Annotated in this window: 16 protein-coding genes; 11 read left to right on the forward strand and 5 right to left on the reverse strand. The window is 50.9% G+C overall.

Features of this window, described 5'->3' with window-relative positions:
* The 4 genes from PLA23_RS02835 to PLA23_RS02850 all read left to right on the forward strand — a co-directional run.
* Window positions 1–829: sensor histidine kinase (locus PLA23_RS02835; protein ID WP_324473930.1), on the forward strand; the 829-nt coding region annotated here is incomplete at its 5' end.
* Window positions 826–1,893: a sensor histidine kinase gene (locus PLA23_RS02840; protein WP_324328746.1), complete on the forward strand. Its 1,068-nt coding sequence runs from the start codon at window positions 826–828 to the stop codon at window positions 1,891–1,893. The genes PLA23_RS02835 and PLA23_RS02840, both read left to right, overlap by 4 nt.
* A 13-nt stretch (window positions 1,894–1,906) precedes the next feature.
* Complete coding sequence (locus PLA23_RS02845) at window positions 1,907–2,302, forward strand: response regulator (RefSeq protein WP_324328743.1); 396 nt, start codon at window positions 1,907–1,909, stop codon at window positions 2,300–2,302.
* A 28-nt stretch (window positions 2,303–2,330) separates the two neighbouring features.
* Complete coding sequence (locus tag PLA23_RS02850) at window positions 2,331–2,711, forward strand: response regulator (protein WP_324328741.1); 381 nt, start codon at window positions 2,331–2,333, stop codon at window positions 2,709–2,711.
* 45 nt (window positions 2,712–2,756) lie between these two features.
* On the opposite strand, the gene PLA23_RS02855 is transcribed toward PLA23_RS02850, so the two are convergent.
* Window positions 2,757–4,007 carry a PKD domain-containing protein gene (locus PLA23_RS02855; RefSeq protein ID WP_324473932.1) on the reverse strand — a complete coding sequence of 417 codons (1,251 nt, stop codon included), beginning with the start codon at window positions 4,005–4,007 and terminating at the stop codon, window positions 2,757–2,759.
* Window positions 4,008–4,083: 76 nt separating this feature from the next.
* On the opposite strand from PLA23_RS02855, the gene PLA23_RS02860 reads away from it, so the two are divergent.
* Together PLA23_RS02860 and PLA23_RS02865 are read left to right on the forward strand one after the other, a co-directional pair.
* A complete protein-coding gene (locus PLA23_RS02860) occupies window positions 4,084–6,204 on the forward strand; it encodes a M13 family metallopeptidase (RefSeq protein WP_324473934.1) in 2,121 nt (706 codons plus the stop codon).
* A gap of 1 nt (window position 6,205) precedes the next feature.
* A complete protein-coding gene (locus PLA23_RS02865) occupies window positions 6,206–6,655 on the forward strand; it encodes a hypothetical protein (RefSeq protein ID WP_324473936.1) in 450 nt (149 codons plus the stop codon).
* Here PLA23_RS02865 and PLA23_RS02870 read toward each other — a convergent pair.
* A complete protein-coding gene (locus PLA23_RS02870; protein WP_324331017.1) occupies window positions 6,648–8,207 on the reverse strand; it encodes a tetratricopeptide repeat protein in 1,560 nt (519 codons plus the stop codon). The two genes, PLA23_RS02865 and PLA23_RS02870, sit on opposite strands and share 8 nt — an antisense overlap.
* A 266-nt stretch (window positions 8,208–8,473) precedes the next feature.
* Between PLA23_RS02870 and PLA23_RS02875 the strand changes: the two genes are divergently transcribed.
* The 4 genes from PLA23_RS02875 (at window position 8,474) to PLA23_RS02890 (ending at window position 12,775) form a co-directional block, all read left to right on the forward strand.
* Window positions 8,474–10,021, forward strand: coding sequence for a hypothetical protein (locus PLA23_RS02875; RefSeq protein ID WP_324473937.1), 1,548 nt, complete (start codon window positions 8,474–8,476; stop codon window positions 10,019–10,021).
* Window positions 10,018–10,986, forward strand: a complete 969-nt coding sequence (locus tag PLA23_RS02880) for a hypothetical protein (RefSeq protein WP_324473940.1) — start codon at window positions 10,018–10,020, stop codon at window positions 10,984–10,986. Before PLA23_RS02875 ends, PLA23_RS02880 begins: the two co-directional genes overlap by 4 nt.
* A gap of 67 nt (window positions 10,987–11,053) precedes the next feature.
* Window positions 11,054–11,578, forward strand: coding sequence for a hypothetical protein (locus PLA23_RS02885; protein WP_324473942.1), 525 nt, complete (start codon window positions 11,054–11,056; stop codon window positions 11,576–11,578).
* Window positions 11,579–11,623: 45 nt separating this feature from the next.
* The gene (locus PLA23_RS02890; RefSeq protein ID WP_324473943.1) at window positions 11,624–12,775 is read left to right on the forward strand and encodes an FAD-dependent oxidoreductase; all 1,152 of its coding nucleotides are present in this window, start codon (window positions 11,624–11,626) and stop codon (window positions 12,773–12,775) included.
* A gap of 135 nt (window positions 12,776–12,910) precedes the next feature.
* On the opposite strand, the gene PLA23_RS02895 is transcribed toward PLA23_RS02890, so the two are convergent.
* From PLA23_RS02895 to tfrA, 3 genes are read right to left on the reverse strand one after another with little or no spacing between them, the layout of a single operon-like run.
* Complete coding sequence (locus PLA23_RS02895; protein WP_324330495.1) at window positions 12,911–14,182, reverse strand: DNA methyltransferase; 1,272 nt, start codon at window positions 14,180–14,182, stop codon at window positions 12,911–12,913.
* Complete coding sequence (tfrB, locus tag PLA23_RS02900; protein ID WP_324473947.1) at window positions 14,182–15,630, reverse strand: fumarate reductase (CoM/CoB) subunit TfrB; 1,449 nt, start codon at window positions 15,628–15,630, stop codon at window positions 14,182–14,184. The genes PLA23_RS02895 and tfrB overlap by 1 nt, the downstream gene beginning before the upstream one ends.
* Window positions 15,627–17,249: a fumarate reductase (CoM/CoB) subunit TfrA gene (gene tfrA / locus PLA23_RS02905; RefSeq protein ID WP_324473945.1), complete on the reverse strand. Its 1,623-nt coding sequence runs from the start codon at window positions 17,247–17,249 to the stop codon at window positions 15,627–15,629. The genes tfrB and tfrA overlap by 4 nt, the downstream gene beginning before the upstream one ends.
* Before the next feature lie 132 nt (window positions 17,250–17,381).
* Between tfrA and PLA23_RS02910 the strand changes: the two genes are divergently transcribed.
* On the forward strand, window positions 17,382–17,600 hold a 219-nt coding region (locus tag PLA23_RS02910), incomplete at its 3' end, for an amino acid kinase family protein (protein ID WP_502883589.1).

The raw sequence follows: 17,600 nt of genomic DNA on the forward strand, positions 1-17,600 counted from the left end.
CAGGTTCTCCACAATTATGAAACAGGTGGCAAATGATCTGATGCCGGTCGCCGGTGACTTTATTGCAGCAGGTGATCCGGAAGATCCGCGGATTATCCATCTCTCTCTGGCTCCTATCATTCGTGACGGAGTTTTTTCCGGTACCCGGGGCATCCTCATCGATATTACCGAGAACAAGCGGTACCAGGAGAGACTCCATCATATGATTGAAGAGAAGGATGTCCTCTTTCGTGAACTGCATCACCGGGTTAAAAATAACATGCAGATCATCTCAAGTATGCTCCAGCTGCAGGAAGAGTACATCTCTGATGAGGTCGTTCTCTCCGCCCTTCATGATTGTGAACAGCGGATTGATTCGATGGCGCTCGTTCACGAGACCTTATACCGGACTGAATCACTTGCAAGCATTCCATTCGGCCAATATCTTGAGGAACTGGCCAGGGCGGTGACTGAGGGATTCGCAACCGTAAGGGATATCAGGACTGAGATCGATGTCGGAAGTATCATGCTCAGTCTGGATACCGCCGTCACTATCGGTTTGATCGTGAATGAGCTGATGGTCAATTCAATGAAATATGCCTTTGTGGACCGGCCATCCGGGCATATCACCATTCAGTTGTCATGTGAGGACGGCGGGTGCATGATGCGGTATTCAGATGACGGGGTAGGTCTTCCCCCTGGATTTGATATCGAGAAGATCTCAAGTCTTGGTATGCGTCTTGTACGGATTCTTGCAAAACAGATACGGGGAACACTTCAGATTGAAAGTTCGCAGGGTGCAGGAATGGAATGTACGGTCAGATTCCCGAAACAGGCAGGTAATGTATGACCCAGGTGCTTATCGTTGAAGATGAAGCTATCGTCGCAGAATCTATCGCATCAAAACTTCGCCGGTACGGATATGAAGTGATTGATACCCTTCCGACCGGAGAAGAGGCTGTTGAAATGGCAGGGAAATCACGGCCTGATGTCATCCTCATGGATATCCATCTGACAGGAAAAATGGACGGAATCCAGGCAGCTGACAGAATTTCTGGCCAATATCATATTCCGGTGATATTTCTGACGGCGTATGCCGATGAGCAGACCATCGCACGTGCCAAGGAGGCGGGGCCATTTGGATATCTGGTCAAACCGTTCCGTGAACGGGATCTGTATGTGACTATTGAGATGGCACGGGAGCGCTCCAGACTTGAGGCAGAGCTTGAAGCGGCAAACCGCGAACTTGACTCATTCAGCTATTCAGTCTCACATGACCTGCGTGCGCCGCTTATCGCAATCGATGGATTCTCCCGAATTCTTGAGGAGACCTATGCCGGGTATCTCCCCCCTGATGGTATCGAATGTCTGTCACGGATCAGGCAGGCAGCAAACCAGATGGATCAACTTATTGAGGATTTTCTCCGGCTCTCCCGGGTTACACGAGCACCCATTCTTATGGAACGGCTTGATCTCTCCCACATGGCACGCGAGATCCTGGGGCAGCTGGCGACCCATGATCCGGACCGCAAGGTCTCCTGGAGGGTTGAAGAAGGGCTGATGGCATATGGAGATCCAGGACTTTGTGAGATCGCTTTGAAAAATCTGATAGGGAATGCCTGGAAGTATACCATGAAGACCGATAATGCACAGATACAGATGGGGAGTATGATGCAGGGCCAGACGCGTGTGTTTTTTGTGAAGGATAATGGTGCTGGTTTTCCATCTGATAAAGCAAATCTTCTCTTTATTCCCCTGCAAAGACTCCATTCACACCAAGAGTTTCCAGGAAACGGAATCGGTCTTGCAACAGTGCAGCGGATCATACACCGGCATGGTGGACGTATCTGGGCAGAGGGTGCTATCGGTGAAGGAGCAACCTTCTTCTTTACCCTTCCTGAAGGGGCGAATTAATCCGGAGAACGACATGCCAACAGTACTTATTATTGATGACGAGGATCTCGACCGGAAAGTGCTTCATTCAATCCTGCTCTCCGCGGGATATGAAGTGGTGGGGACAGCACGAAGCGGAGAAGAAGGTATCAACCTGTGTAAAACCCTGAGACCCGATCTTATTACGATAGACCTCATGATGCCAAAGATGAACGGAATAGAGGTACTGATCAGACTTATGAAGGAGAACGATAAGACCAATGCCCTGATTTGTACATCTGCCCATTCAGATCCGGTGGTTGATCTTGCGATTCGATATGGGGCAAAAGGATATATTATCAAACCATTCCAGGCCAAATCCCTCCTTGCGACCGTAAAACAAGTAATCGGTGCACCTGACCCTGCACGGGTGAATGTATGGAATTTTTAAAGATTTATGAATCAAGGAATGGGTACGAATGGGAATCCTGATTGTTGATGATACGGATTTTGATCGCAATCTGCTCAGATCAATTCTCCTCTCAGCCGGGTACGAGATATCCGGTATGGCCTCATGTGGGGAAGAGGGGATCAGACAATTTCATGCTCTGCAGCCAAGTCTGGTTATGCTAGACCTGATCATGCCTGACCTTAACGGTATTGAAGTACTGCGCCGGATCAGGAGTGATGCACCAGATGCAAAGATCATGATGTGCACATCGGTGGGTGAAGAGAGTATGGTTGACCTGGCACGGAGGATGGGTGCCAGAGGGTATATCGTCAAGCCCTATATCGCGGATAATCTTTTAGGCGCCGTTCAGAAGATTCTTGGCCCGCCTGAAAAAGCACGGGTTGTTTAAGATATTTCAGAATACATCACCGCCTGTTTTTCCCTGTTTTTGATCTCATGAAGGGACAGAGATGGTATGGACCACCGATCCTTTGCCATGCTGACCGGATATGGTCAGTCCGACCTGGTACGTTCCTGCCCGCTGATAGGTATGAACAGGGTTTTGCTCCCATGAGGTATACCCGTCACCAAAATCCCAGAACCATACCGAGGGATCTCCGGTTGATGTGCATGAGAACCGTACGGTTGCAGGATTTTTCGGATCTGTATCCCAGGTATACGACGCCTGATAAACGGTTACAACGCCACTGTCCCTGGCCTGGCTGCACGCATTAGAGACGGTATAACTGACGGTATAGCGCCCGGGATATTCATACCGGTGGTAAAACGGCCCGGTAATGGAAGTTATGGTTCCGTCTCCCAGATTCCATGTCCCAGCCAGGGGGTTATTGGGGACTGAACCGGTAGATCGCTCAGAAAACCGCACCTCAAGAGGGGCATAGCCGGATATTGGCTCGATCATGATAGACGTATTCACCCTGGGAACTGTACCAACTGACACCTGCTTGTCCATCAGGAACCAGACCAGATTTGTTGCGTCTCCCGGATAGGTGACTGAGAAGACATCATGGTGTATTCCTGGCATAAATACCACCGGCTGACCACGGTCTGGTTCACCAGGATAAAACCGGTTCATATCGCCAACCGGGAGTGAAACGGGGTGGTCATGGCGGGAAGTGTATCCAAATCTGGCAGTACATGAGCCGTCAGCGTTTCTGCATACCACACCCGATTCCGGAATCAGCATGCCAGGAATGGGTGTCCCTGATGGAGCTGGTGTGTTGGTAGTAACAGGGGTTGTTGTTGGCAGGGGGGATAATCGGGCCATTAAGGTATACCGGTTCAGAACAGCGGTGACTGAGTCCGGATCCATGATATAACGCGCTCCCTGTGTCCGCTCAGTACTCCCGTCCCATGAGAGAAACCGTATCATAGCAGCCTGTGCCCCTGGCGGGGGATCTCCGGTAAAAGTGTATGACTTTGGATCAGGCTTTGTATCCTGTGGATAATCCTGAAATGAATATGTCCGGTTCTGATCATCAACCCAGAGAATCCGAACAATCCAGGTCTCTGCCGGATCCTCTTTCTGCCCGGTACTGTCTTGTTCCACAAGAGAACCTGATAGATTCAAGGTCTCACCAGGACCCTGCCCCCCGGTAAATAAAACAGATATTCCTGCAGCGATAATGAGTGATATAAGAATGATGATAAGGACGATATGATACTGGTTATCAACGGGATCCATTGCAGTTCTTACATCTTTTATGTCATACGCCAAGAGGGCTTCTCAGCAGTTCATGTTTTTAGAGGAATATCTTATCATGAATACACCTATCGTTCATTCCCATATACGTTCGCGCGAGACGGATCTGCATACAGCCATCATCCTGTCTTCATACCTGCAACTGGTTCTTCTCTCTGTACTCTGCTCCATCCTGGTTCTGACCTGGACGGTGCCGGCCGATCCTGTCTCTTTGGCAACTCCACCAGGGATGAACCGGTCAATTGATCCAGGGGTGGATTTCTTCTCATATGCTAATTATTACTGGATTGCTGACCACCCGGTTCCAAAGGATCAGAAATTTTACTCTGCATTTGAAGAGGTAAAGGATATGGTCGATAAACGGGTGAGATCCCTTGTTGAAGACGCCGCAACCGATTACAGTGCAGAACAGGGAACTCCCCGGCAACTTCTGGGATCATTTTACCGTGCTGCACTCAATGATGAGTCAAATGCAAAGACAGGCCTTACTCCGGTTCAGGATGAACTTGATGAGATTGCACGGGCATCAGACCGGAGTGAGATTCGTGTGATCGCTTCAAATCTGACCGCACGCGGACTGGATCCCTTTTTCATCCTGTATATTGATGAAAACCCTGAGAAACGGCAGGAACTTATCGCGACCGTCGAGACCGGTGATTTTACCATCAGGTTCCCCCCGTTTTACGAACTTGCATTTGATGAGGCTGTTCGGGTCCAGGACCTGATGAAGGAGTATGTTGCCTCAACCTTCAGGGATCAGGGTATGGATGCTGATGCAGCACAGAACGCTGCGGATGTCGTATTCAGGATAGAACGCCGGATGGCACAGGCTGAGATGGGTCTGAATACGTCTCATGCAAACAGTTCAGAAGAACTGAAGGCAGGAACATACCAGGCAGCGGATCTGAAAACCCTCTTTCCCGGGGTAAACTGGAATGCTCTCTTTGAAAAGTCCGGGCGTCCTGATCTCAAAGAGATCTATATCACAAATCCGAATTACCTCAGGGAAGTCGGCAGAATACTCTCATCAGAACCTGTTGATGATCTAAAGGTTTTTCTGACCTGGCGGGTCCTGCAGTATGCAGCACCCTATGCCACACCTGACATGCAGGACAGGTATTACCGGTTTTATGATGTAAAACTCTCAAAAGGCGAGATTACTCCACAAAAAGATCGGGTTTTTGACATCATGAACCTCTATCTTGGAAACCCCATTGCTCATCTGTATGTTGACAGGTATTTTTCTGCATCTGACAAGGCAAAAGCAGAAGAAATTATCAAAAATATCAGGGAGGTCATGCGTGAACGGGTGCAGAACCTCTCATGGATGAGTCAGGAGACAAAAGATATTGCTCTTTTGAAGATGGACGCACTAAAGGAACAGGCAGGGTATCCTGAAGAATGGGGTCAGTACCGGAACCTTACCCTCAGTGACACCTCATATCTGGAGAACATGCTGGCTCTGAATGAGTACTTTACCAATGGAAGCCTTCAGCTCTCCGGCGAACCGTCGGATCCAGATGTATGGTATGTGTCTCCACACGGGGTTGAGGCCCATTATGATCTTGTTCATAACCGGATCATCGCCCCTGCCGGATTTTTAAACCCGCCATTTTTTGATCCGATGGTTGATGATGCATGGAATTATGGATCATTCGGATGGGTCTACGGGCATGAGCTTATTCATATGATTGATATCGGAGGCCAGCAGTATCGTCCGGATGGAAAGAAAGAGAACTGGTGGACAGATGATGATGCAAACCGGTACTTCCATGCAGCCTGGCCGTTGATTGTGCAGGTCAACGAAACACCGGTCCTTGACAATCTGACCCTGAATGGAACACAAATGCTTATCGAAAGTTCCGCTGACCTTGGGGGCCTCACCCTTGCCTATCATGCATTTATCAGATCACGCACCGATCCGGACTCGCTTGATACCCCGGGAATTGATGGTCTGACTGACCGACAACGATTCTTTGTCGCATTTGCACAGGCGATGAGAGGAAATATCACCGATGAGAACCTGCGCAATGTTACGATGTCAGAGGATCATCCCTGGAACAAGTATCGGGTAAATATCATTCCCTTCCATATGGATGAATTCTATGAAGCATTTCCGGATATTAATCCGGGCGATCCACTCTATGTGAATGAGACCGAACGGGCACGGCTCTGGTGATATGATGCACAAACGATTGACCCTGTATATACTAGCAGTATTCCTGATCTGGTATTGTCTTCCTGCCGCAACCACTCTGGCAGATTCTGTGACCGGCACTGATGAGAGATTCCTGACTATCCTGGCAAAGACAGATCGGGGATACTATGCACCGGGTGATATCATCAGGATACAAGGAACGATCACCGGTGATGAGAATGCCTCTGTTCATGCAGAAATCATCCTTTCGTTTCAGGGTATGAATACTACCACAGCAACAAACCCGGATGGTTCATTTACCGCACGAGTTCCGATCTCGCTGATTGAGCCGGAGAGTATGTACCGCCTTATGATTTCTGCTCATGCAGAAGGGTATGCAGAGAAGAATGTTTCATTACCCATCATTATCATGGGTGAACCCTCCTCCCTTGCCCCTCCTCCGGTCGTTCCTGATGAATACGTACTTATCTGATTTTTACCAGAGAAACGTCCACATTCCTGACTTTATAGGGGTACTCCCGCTCCAGGACCGAGCGGAGTTTTGAGATATTCTGCCCGTCCCGAACCCACCCCCCGTCATACGAAGAGCGTACCACATCAGTGCTGTACTCGCCGGTCTTTGGATGGTATGCGAGTATGAGGAGGAGTCCTGCATCTGCGCTCCGGTCCTGCGCAATAATGTCACCCTCCCGATATACAGGCTCTGTTCCTGGTGGGGATGAGTCTGCCCCAATCCCGATCTGACTGAGTGCAATCCGGTTTACCCTGGCAGGATAGGTTCCTTCAACCTCTGCCCGCCCCATCCATTCGGCTCTAGTATCCGGCCTGTATCCCCAATCCCCGGTATAGTATGGATAGATGGTATCGGTGGCATACTCGTCTGTTGCAGGGTCATACCCCAGAATCACGAGGACATCATCTGCCCTGCCTGATGTCCGGGAGATAAGATCTCCCGGGACATAGAGTGGATTTCTCCCTTTTGAAGATGACTGCATGCTCCGGGCCTGATAGGGGGTCCCGGGTCTGAACACCGTATCAGCAGGCACAGGTAATTCTGCCGCTTTCTGAGAGAGCATCTCATACTCCGCCATGCTGACATTTCTTCCAAGCCCTGGCTGCACGAGGAATTGTCCGTCATTTCGTCTGATTAACTCCTCAATCCGGTACTGGTTATCTGGAAGGAGGCTGGTAATCAGTATGTAAGTCCCATTCTCTCTTCTTATGAGCACATCTCCGACCGAATACATCGGGTTATGCGGGGGAACGATCACCGGCTCCTCAACCACCGGTTCCTCCTGAAGAACCGGAAGGGCCAGTGTCCGTGCCAGCAATAACCTGGATGAATTGTCGTTGAACACGGCGGTAACCCGGCATGTGACCTCATTATTCTCAGACACCGGATAGAGATCGTCGATGGGAATCGCAATTGATGAGCCTTCATATGTGCCAAGGGTAGTTCCTGTCTTAACAAGTGTGCCCAAAGACTGATTGTTCATGGTTATGTCAAACTGTTGAACCCTGGAAAGTCCGGGTCCCCCCTGGTTTTTGATAAAAACAAGGTCTTCTGTACTATCAATAAAAATCGAGATGTCACCTGCGGTTGCTGAGAGCGGGGACGGATTGAGAACCGGCGGAAGAAGGAATGCAAGCATGACGATAACTGCAATCACCCCGGCGATACCAAGAATACGATGCCATACAAGAATATCAGAAAAATGGGGGACAGGGAGTGATAAGAGCTGATCTTTCACACTTTTTTTTATATGACTCTTGTTCTTCTCCTGGTTCCTTTTATAAACTTCATTTGAGGGATCAAGGGTGAGCGCATTTTCAAAGCATACCTCCGCGTCCTCATATTTTCCCATCTTTGTAAAAACAACCCCAAGAGCGTTCCAGGCCTTATGATCCTCTTCTGATGCTTCGACCACTTGTATGAGGAGATTGGATGCATTCTGCAACTCCCCTCTCCGATAGGCCTCTATCCCCTTTTTGTACGTATCCTGAATCGCATCATCATCCACCATATCACACGTACCCCCGAGCGCCAGATGTATGTATCAGATATGGTCCTTCACGAAGAAATGGTATTCCAAACCGGCCCTCCATATATCATCCATAAATATCCAGCCTGCAGGCTTATCTGACTCCTGACAAAAATGCATACTCATGCCGGGTTTTTCCTGCTGATTGGGACATATGGTGAAGAACATTTATATTGACTTTCTCCGAATATTTCAGAATGGGGGAGAGAATCGTGCTGAGGCAGATCACTCTGATACTTTTCAGTCTTATGGTACTACTTCCGGTGATGGTATGTGGGGCATCACCCGGAGATATTCTAAAAAACCAGGTTCTTGGTCTTCCGGACGGTCCTGAATGGGGCTATGGCCTTGATACCTCACCGGATGGGAATACTACCGTATGCGGGGTGGCATACCCTGATCAATCCGTTGATCTGGGATCCCTCGGAAACGGGGATGTCTGGGTACTCAGATTTAATGCAGATAACGCAATCGTCTGGGAGAAACTTTTTGGCGGGAATGAGACCGATTATGCCCTGGCTGTGCGAAATTTACCAGATGGCGGAGCAGCGGTCATTGGCACCACCGGATCATATAACGGTGATGTCACCGGCTATCATGGAAATGGCGACATGTGGTTTCTCAATATCGGCCCTGATGGAAATATCCGCTGGGATCAGGCATTTGGAGGAAGTCTGACCGATGAAGGATCAGATCTGGCCCTTCTGCCGGATGGAGGATATATCCTCTGTGGGTATACGATGTCCGCAGACGGGTATTCCACTCGTCAGTTTGGAGAGGGAGATCTCTGGCTTATTCGTCTTGATCAGAACGGGACAGTCATGTGGCAGCAGACATATGGAGGAAGCAGACGTGACAGCGGGACCAGTGTCATCCTGACCCGGGATCATTCAATTGTTGCCTGTGGAAATACCAACTCAACCGATGGGATGGTGTCCGGCAACCGGACCAGTAGCGATGTATGGGTGATAAAGACCGATCTGAACGGAACCCTGCTCTGGGAACGGTCCTTTGGAGGGTCAGCGCTTGACTGGGGCCATTCGGTTGTTGAACTTGCATCCGGTGATCTCATGATTGCAGCCGTCACTGCATCAGGAGATGGTGATGTAGAGATGAATCATGGGGCAGGTGATATCTGGCTGATGCGAATCACTCCTGATGGAACACCGGTCTGGATGCATACCTATGGCGGGAGCTTTAGTGACAATGTCTGGAAACTTGAGCCCTCACCGAAAGGAGGGGCATACTTTGTCGGTGACAGTTATTCTGTTGATGGTCAGTTCAAAGGAAATCATGGTGAGTCTGATCTCCTGATTGGTGAGGTGGATGGTGATGGAAACCTGCTCTGGTACAGGCAGATCGGCGGCTCGTCAGTTGACCGGGGATCCTGGGTAAAACGAACCGGGACCGGTTCCCTCATGATCACCGGAATGACTGCATCATCTGACGGAGATCTATCAGGAGCACATACAAGCGGTGATCTCTGGCTCGTTGAGGTTGAAGGGAGTCCAGCTCAGCCGGTCACCCCGTCTCTCCCGCAACCAGACACTGCACCCTCCAAGCCTCCTGTCGGCCCGCTTGGTGGAGACGGACCAGTTCCAACTGATCCTGACGGGGACGGGAGATATGAGGATCTGAACGGGAATGGCAGGATGGATCTGCAGGACCCAACAGTATTCTTCACGTATTTCAGCTGGCTGCAGAGCCAGGGAAACACATCTGCATATGATTTTAATGGGAACGGAGCTCTGGATTTAAGTGATGTCCAGGCATTATTTACGGAGATACAATCATGAATACTCAATTGACATGGATCGGTCTGTTATGCATTATCGCAACGGTTGTCACAGGAGTGGAGGGTGCAGTGGTTTCTGTCCAGTCAGGAACACTCTCCCCCGGGGCTGCCGGAACTCTTGATATCATTCTTGATTCAGCTCCATCTGGCATATCCGGGTACCAGATGACTGTTCAATCGGATAATGCGGCGGTTGTGAAAGTAACCGGAGCGACCTATCCTTCATGGGCAGCCCTTTCTGAAGCACTTCCTGGTGACGGGGGTTCCTATGCCCTTCGTGCCATTGATCTGAACAGCGGAGTAGAAGCCGGAGCATCACAGGTACCCCTTGCAACCCTCTCGGTTCAGGCAACCGGAAGTGGAACTGCCCAGATAACGATCCAGAACCTGCAGATAGATGATGACGCAGGAAACGCTCTCCAGGCAGAGGCAAAAAGCGGGGCGGTAACCGTATCAGGGGGAAGCACACCGGTTGTTCCATCAACACAGGAGATTCAGGTCAATCTTCAGACCGGATGGAACCTTATCAGTATCCCGATGCAACCGGCTGCAGGATGTGAGACCGCAGCAATCTTTAAGAACGTTCAGAGTGCAGGCCATTCCATTCTTACCTATGACGGATCAGGATGGATTACGGTTGGAAAAGACCACCTGCTCAAACCAATGACCGGATACTGGATCTACACCACCAGTCCGGTGACGATCCCCCTGACGGTCAAAGGGGCACCAGCCGAAGCAAGAGCCCTGAACGCAGGATGGAACCTGGCAGGTATTACCGGTACAAGCCCGGCGTCTGCTGAAACGGCTTTGTCAGGCCTGTCATCCTGGTCATATATTGTCAGCTATGATGCTGCCCGTCAGCAGTACCGGGATGCCGGTATGAAAGAAAATCAGAGTCAGATCACCCTCATCCCTGGTGAGGGGTTCTGGATATATCTTAATACACCCGGAACGCTGAGTCCGTAAGCATAAAACAAACCCTATATTTTTATAACACATTTCTTAGGACATATTCAGAATGGAGACCTGGAACATGAAGTACACGATTGGAGTATGCATTCTTCTCACCACCCTCCTTGTTATGGGTGTTTCCGCAATCCCCCCGCTGCCATACGAGTTTTATGGGAATGTTTCAATAAATGGAACCCCGGCCGAGGCAGGGACGATAATTATTGCGAAAGTGAACGGGTCTGAGGTCGGTACTGTGACCACAACAGCTGCTGGTGTATATGGCGGCGCCGGAACGTTTGATCGCCGTCTGGTGGTCAATGGTGCGGAAGACCAGATCGGTGAGTACATCACATTCTGGATTGGAGATATGCAGGCTGCACAGAAGGTCAAACTCTATGCAGGTGAGTCACAAAAGCTTGATCTGACTTTTATTCCTGGAAAAGAAGGGAGTATTGATGCATCAGTGACCCCCTCACAGGCCGGAACCATCGCGGATGTTCCAACCGAAGAAGCAACACCGGTAGCAACCGCAACAGAAAAAGCACCGCTTCTTATTGCCCCTCTTGCAGCAGGGCTTGCTCTCCTCATTCTTGGACGCAGGGATTAATTCCCCGCTTCTTTTTTGTACGTGACCAGCACATACCTATCCCATATGCCAGAGGTCACAGTTTATTCAACACAGAACTGCCCCTACTGCCGGCTTGCAAAGGCGTTCCTTGACAGAAATAATATTCCATACCGGTCGATTGATGTGGGTATTGACCGGAAAGCAGCAAAAGAAATGGTCGAACTCTCCGGGCAATACGGGGTCCCGGTTATTGTTGCTGGTGATGAGGTGATTGTCGGATTTGATACTGACCGGCTCCGTGCACTCTTTACCTCAGGCAAAAAACCGGATATGTTTGATGTAATTATCGTTGGCGCAGGCCCTGCCGGACTGACTGCAGCCCTTTATTGTGTCAGGAAAAATCTCAAGACTCTGATCATCTCACCTGACATCGGCGGGCAGGCTCTTGAGAGTTGGAATATTGAAAATTACATGGGATACCGGATGATCACCGGTGATGACCTGATGTCAAAATTTGAAGAGCAGATTCGGGAGCTTGAGATCAGGATAGAACTTGACCAGGTCACCTCTCTTCTTCCGACAAGCGGAGGATTCTCGATCAAAACAGTTTCAGACCAGGAGTATAAAGGAAAGACAGTGATCCTTGCCCAAGGGAAAAAACCTCGAAAACTTGGAGTGCCAAGAGAGGATCAGTTCATCGGGAGAGGACTGTCGGTCTGCGCAACCTGTGACGGACCATTATTTAAAGAGAAGATTGTCGGCATCGTCGGGGGAGGGAACTCGGCACTTACGACTGCCCTTGAGATGAGTTCCATTGCAAAGGAGGTTCATCTTATCGTACGGAGCAGTATCCGTGCGGATGCCATATACAAAACCCAGTATGAGCAGAAGGAGAATATCATCACGCATACCGGATATGAGGTCACCGAACTGCTCGGCGACGACCGGCTTTCGGGTATTATCATCACAAACCGGGAGACCGGGGAGAAGAAAAGCCTGAACCTTGACGGGTTGTTCACCGAGATTGGCTGGATTCCAAATACCTCATTTGTTGAAGGGCTGCTCAGACTGAATGATCAGAAAGAGATTGAGATTGATATCGACTGCCGGACCAGTGCTCCGGGGATTTTCGCTGCCGGAGATGTGACATCAATAGCCGGAAAACAGATCATCATCGCCTGCGGAGAAGGGGCTAAAGCCGCGTTATCAGCTTTTCATTACCTGATGACCAGATAAGTCCGGATTGGAAAACCACTTCCAGGCAGGGATTACCTGCATTTTTTTGCATGGTCCCTCCAATAACCCGGAATTGCCCGCCGGTTCATCGTGAGAAGAATCCCCAAATCAGCTCCGGTTTTTTCATGACACGGATTACAGGCCGTCAGACTGCTTATGAAATAATACGATCCGGTTTGTGTTTGTCCCTACCGCCATGTTATTCACCCCCCAGATGTTCGCAGTCTTGGTAAAATTCTGTTGATTTATAATGACCGCTATGCAGACAAACCCTGCCCTGATCCCGAGAGGAATGACATGTTCATCAAGTCTTATCGATCCATTCCTGACCTCGCCCACTTCAAAAGCCACATACCCGCCGGGTCTGGTTATCCGGAATAACTCCATGAAGACGTCTCCCATAACCGCCTCCCAGTCAGCGAGTTTCCGCGTGGTGGTTATGCCTTTTCCAATCTCTTCCGCATCCAGACCATTAAACCAACACCGTAGCCAGTTATCAGTGGCATATTGCACAATGTCCAGGAACGGCGGAGAGGTTACCGTTAAGGAAACGGTGTTATCCGGAATTTCAGGAGTGTGGCGAGCATCTCTTGTCAGGAAAAGGGAGGATTCTTTCGCCCTTGAAAGGTTCTCCCTCTGTTTCTGTTCAAGTCCCTGGAGTAATGATCGTGATTTCTTCAGAATAATCGCTCTGACGTCACGATAGGGAGGAGTCTGGTTGCGGTCCCGATTGATGATGACCTGTCGCTCCGGTGTTACCGCCTGGTTGGGAGGTAGCGTATATACGGAAAAAAAGCCGGGTGAGTGACCGGATAACCGGTTTGTTGCAACCATCCTGATCCATGCATCTGTCTCATCAGTCACGCCTCTTTTCTCCTGCTTAAGCAGATAGGCACGGATACTGCACAGTGATCGGAGGGTATCAGGATGGTAAAACATCGAGAGATCGATCTCACCTGCTGCCTCTGGGTTGTCAGGGATCGCATACAGGCGTGCCCTGATATCATCATACGCCGGGAGGTGAAGTCTGGGTTCGGTCAGGATACGGGAGAGCGGATTGATGTCATTTGCTATGACCCGGCGACCAAGAAGAGCGGCCTCGATGGGTGTTGTCCCCCGGCCGGTAAATGGGTCATATACAATATCCCCCGGCATGGTGAGAAGACTGATGAAAAACCGGGGTAGTTGAGGCTTAAAGCATGCCCGGTAGGAGATCTCATGGAGCCGGGATGCCTGCCGCTGCCGGGCAGTCCAGAACTCATTGATATACCGGCAATATTCCTCCTCACCAATGCGGAGGAGGTCACACCGGGTTTTTTGTTCTGGCTGCAGGGTGGTCTGTCCGTTCTGGTCAGGAAGCGAGAACACCCTGAGATACTCATGGACAACGCCGGGGTCCCGCATCATCACAATGTAGCCGGCTTCTGACCCAGTGCCTGCACCAGAACGGTCATAAGGTTCATGACCGGCCGGTCACTGTGCTCCTGAATATGGTACTCACAGAACGGACAGATGGTCACCACGATGTCAGCTCCGGTTGCATTGATCGCTGCCCGTCTCAGTTCCCCAAGTGCTGCTGCCTCATCAGGAAGGCCTGACCTGACACCCCCGCCAGACCCGCAGCACTGTGCCGGCATCTCAACAAACCGCTCCACCGCTCTTGTCAGTATCTTGCGTGGCTGCGTGGTTATCTGCTGACCGTTCATGAGATGACAGGGATCGTGGTAGGTCGCCGTGACAGGAACTTGTGTCAGAGGAGGCAGGCCGGTCTCTGTCAAAACCTCCGATACATCCTTCACTTCAAACGGGGTTTCATAGTCATGTTTGAGTGTTGCACCACACCCTGCACACATGGTCATGACGGTTGTAATTCCCCGATCCTGAAATGCCCTGATATTCCGCTCTTTTATCTCATCAAGAAAAGAGGTCTGCCCGGTTCTGATAAGGGGAGAACCACAGCATATCTGCTCTTTTGGAATGATCACGCGGATACCGGCATGACGCATCACCTCAAGCATATCCAATGCACGCTCCGGGAGCCGGGCGTTGAACATACATCCTGAGAAGAATCCGACTTCACGCCTGACCTCTCCATATGGTTCAATGACCTCATCCACGAGATCAAGGAAGATGTGTTTTCCAGGTTCAACACTTCTGCCCGTGGTCCTGACCAGTGCTGCCACCTCCTGATGCCGGGGCAGGGTGAGCCCCTCCCGATTTGCAATCTCCCGCAGTTTCTCAATTGCTTTACCCGGTATCTCGATATCCTTCGGACAGACACGCCAGCACCGGTTACAACTTGTACAGGTAAAGAGACCCTGGGAGATGGCCTCGCGAATTCTGTTGCCGGGTTCACGGGGATCGAGTGCTATCCGCATCTGTGAACGCATTGAGGTCGGCCCCAGGAATTCGGTCACCTTCATCGCCGGACAGATCGATACACAGGAGAGGCATTCGATGCAGTCCCGGAGGGGTTTTATCTGAGCAATCACCTCCTGTTTTGGGACGATACCACATGCACTGGTATGAATGCGTGGAATCTGCGAGATGCCCGCAACCAGATCTACGAGCAGGTCCCTGATGACCGGCAGGTCCAGTGGCTCGATGATCATCCCGTCCCATGCCTCTTGTGTGCAGGCAAGGACCGGCTCTCCATTTACCCGTACCGCACAACTGCCGCATTGTCCTGCACGACAACTGGAACGGTATGCGAGGGTTGGATCCCGGGCATGGATCGCATCCAGAACATTGAGAACACGCGCGCCTTCTTCGACCTCCACGGTCCAGGTCTCAAGACGGGGCTCTGCATCGGTTTCCGGGTTAAACCGCGATACACGCACTGATATCTGCATCAGGATCCCCTCCGTTCAATGCCCGCTTTCGTCATTGTCTGGAACGTATGACCAAATGGTGAGCTCTGATTATCCCAGTCCTGGGTAACATCGGTCCTGACATGCGCTCCCCGGCACTCTTCCCGAAGAAGTGCGCCGGTAACAATCAGTCGTGCGGTATCAATCATATTCCTCGTGGTACAACAGTCGATGAATCCTGATGGGTCGACTGCTTTGAGCCGTTTTCGTGAAAGTGCATCAAGTGCATCCTTCGTCTCCAAAAGAGCTGTTCGATTTCTGAAAATGCCTGCACCTTTCCACATGATTTGCTGAACTTCACGCTTTACCTGATCAGGCAGAACGGTTCCGGAGATGAATTCCTGAAGCATCGTAATTGCAGATGCGATCTGATCATCAGGAATTGTAACATCCCGCTTCGGACTTTTTCCGGCTGACGCTCCTGCACGCCTGCCAAAGACCTGGGTTTCAGCAAGTGCATTCCCACCCAGACGGTTGGCACCATGCACCCCTCCGGCTACCTCTCCACACGCAAAGAGACCGGGCAGGGTGGTCTGACAATCAGGATTGATACGAAGCCCGCCCATGATGTGATGCGCAGTCGGGGCCACCTCCATCGGTTCGGTCCTGATATCCACCCCGTACTTCAGGAACTGTTCCAGCATAACCGGGAGCCGCTCTTCGATGGTCCGGGCAGGGAGATGGGTAACATCAAGCCATACTCCCCCATGAGGGGTCCCGCGTCCCTCCATGATCTCAGTTGCACATGCGCGTGCTACCACATCCCTCGTGGAGAGCTCCATCCGAACCGGATCGTACCGGGACATGAACCGTTCACCACGGGAGTTTTTGAGGACCCCCCCTTCTCCCCTTACCGCTTCAGTCACGAGCCTTCCCCGTGCATCCCAGGGATAGACAGCACCGGTCGGATGAAACTGCACCTGCTCCATATCGATAAGTTCTGCCCCTGCACGCCATCCCATCGCATACCCATCACCGGTCCCGCTCGTCGAGTTTGTTGAGATGTCATAGACCCGGGTGCCGCCACCGGTTGCAAGAACCGTTGCATCTGCAAGAAATACATAGAGTCTGCCGCTCCGGTCAAGCCCAAGGGCACCAGTAACCCGGCCATCAGAGAGAAGGAGATCAAAGGCTGCTATCTCATGACAGATCCGGACGGGTGTATGTGCGAGCCGTTCCATGAGGGTGACCATCATCTCATGCCCGGTCCGGTCTCCTGCATAACAGGTCCGTGGAAAACACTGGCCGCCAAACGGCCGCTGACAGATAGTGCATGAATCGGTGACATCAAACACCGCACCCCAGGTGATGAGATCCTGCATCCGGTCAGGGGCTTCCTCGGTCAGGACATGTACCAGATCCTGATCATTGAGGTAGGCCCCCCCTTTCATGGTATCCGCAAAGTGATCGGCGATAGTATCGGCCTCATTCATCACCGCGTTATACCCTCCTTCAGCCATGATTGTACATCCGCCCTTTCCGACAATGGTACGGGAGATGAGGACACAGGTTCCATGGGAAGAGGCCTCGATCGCGGCACGGACTCCTGCACCCCCACTTCCGATGACCAGAACATGGGACCGGATGATCTCCTGAATCTGCATTATATACACGTCACAGTCAGAATGACTTTGATGTTTTGGTAGGATCGTCATCTCCCTCACCGTCTGGAGCATCCCTTTTGAGAAAAAACGATCCATAGATTTAGGAGAGTTGCTACCTGCATGAAGCTCATCATGAAGTTTGGGGGCACTTCTGTCCAGAACGCAGAGTCAGTCAGAAGGGCTGTGGATATTGTATATGATCGATATTCCAGACAGGATCGTCTGGCAGTTGTAGTCTCTGCACAGAGAGGAGTGACTGACCGTCTGATCACCTGCGCAGAAGCGATGGTCTCATCACGTGATGCGGCCGAGGTTGCTGAACTTGTCGAATATCTCTCAGATAGTCACCTG

Source organism: Methanospirillum sp. (assembly GCF_035406105.1).
Taxonomy (GTDB): domain Archaea; phylum Halobacteriota; class Methanomicrobia; order Methanomicrobiales; family Methanospirillaceae; genus Methanospirillum.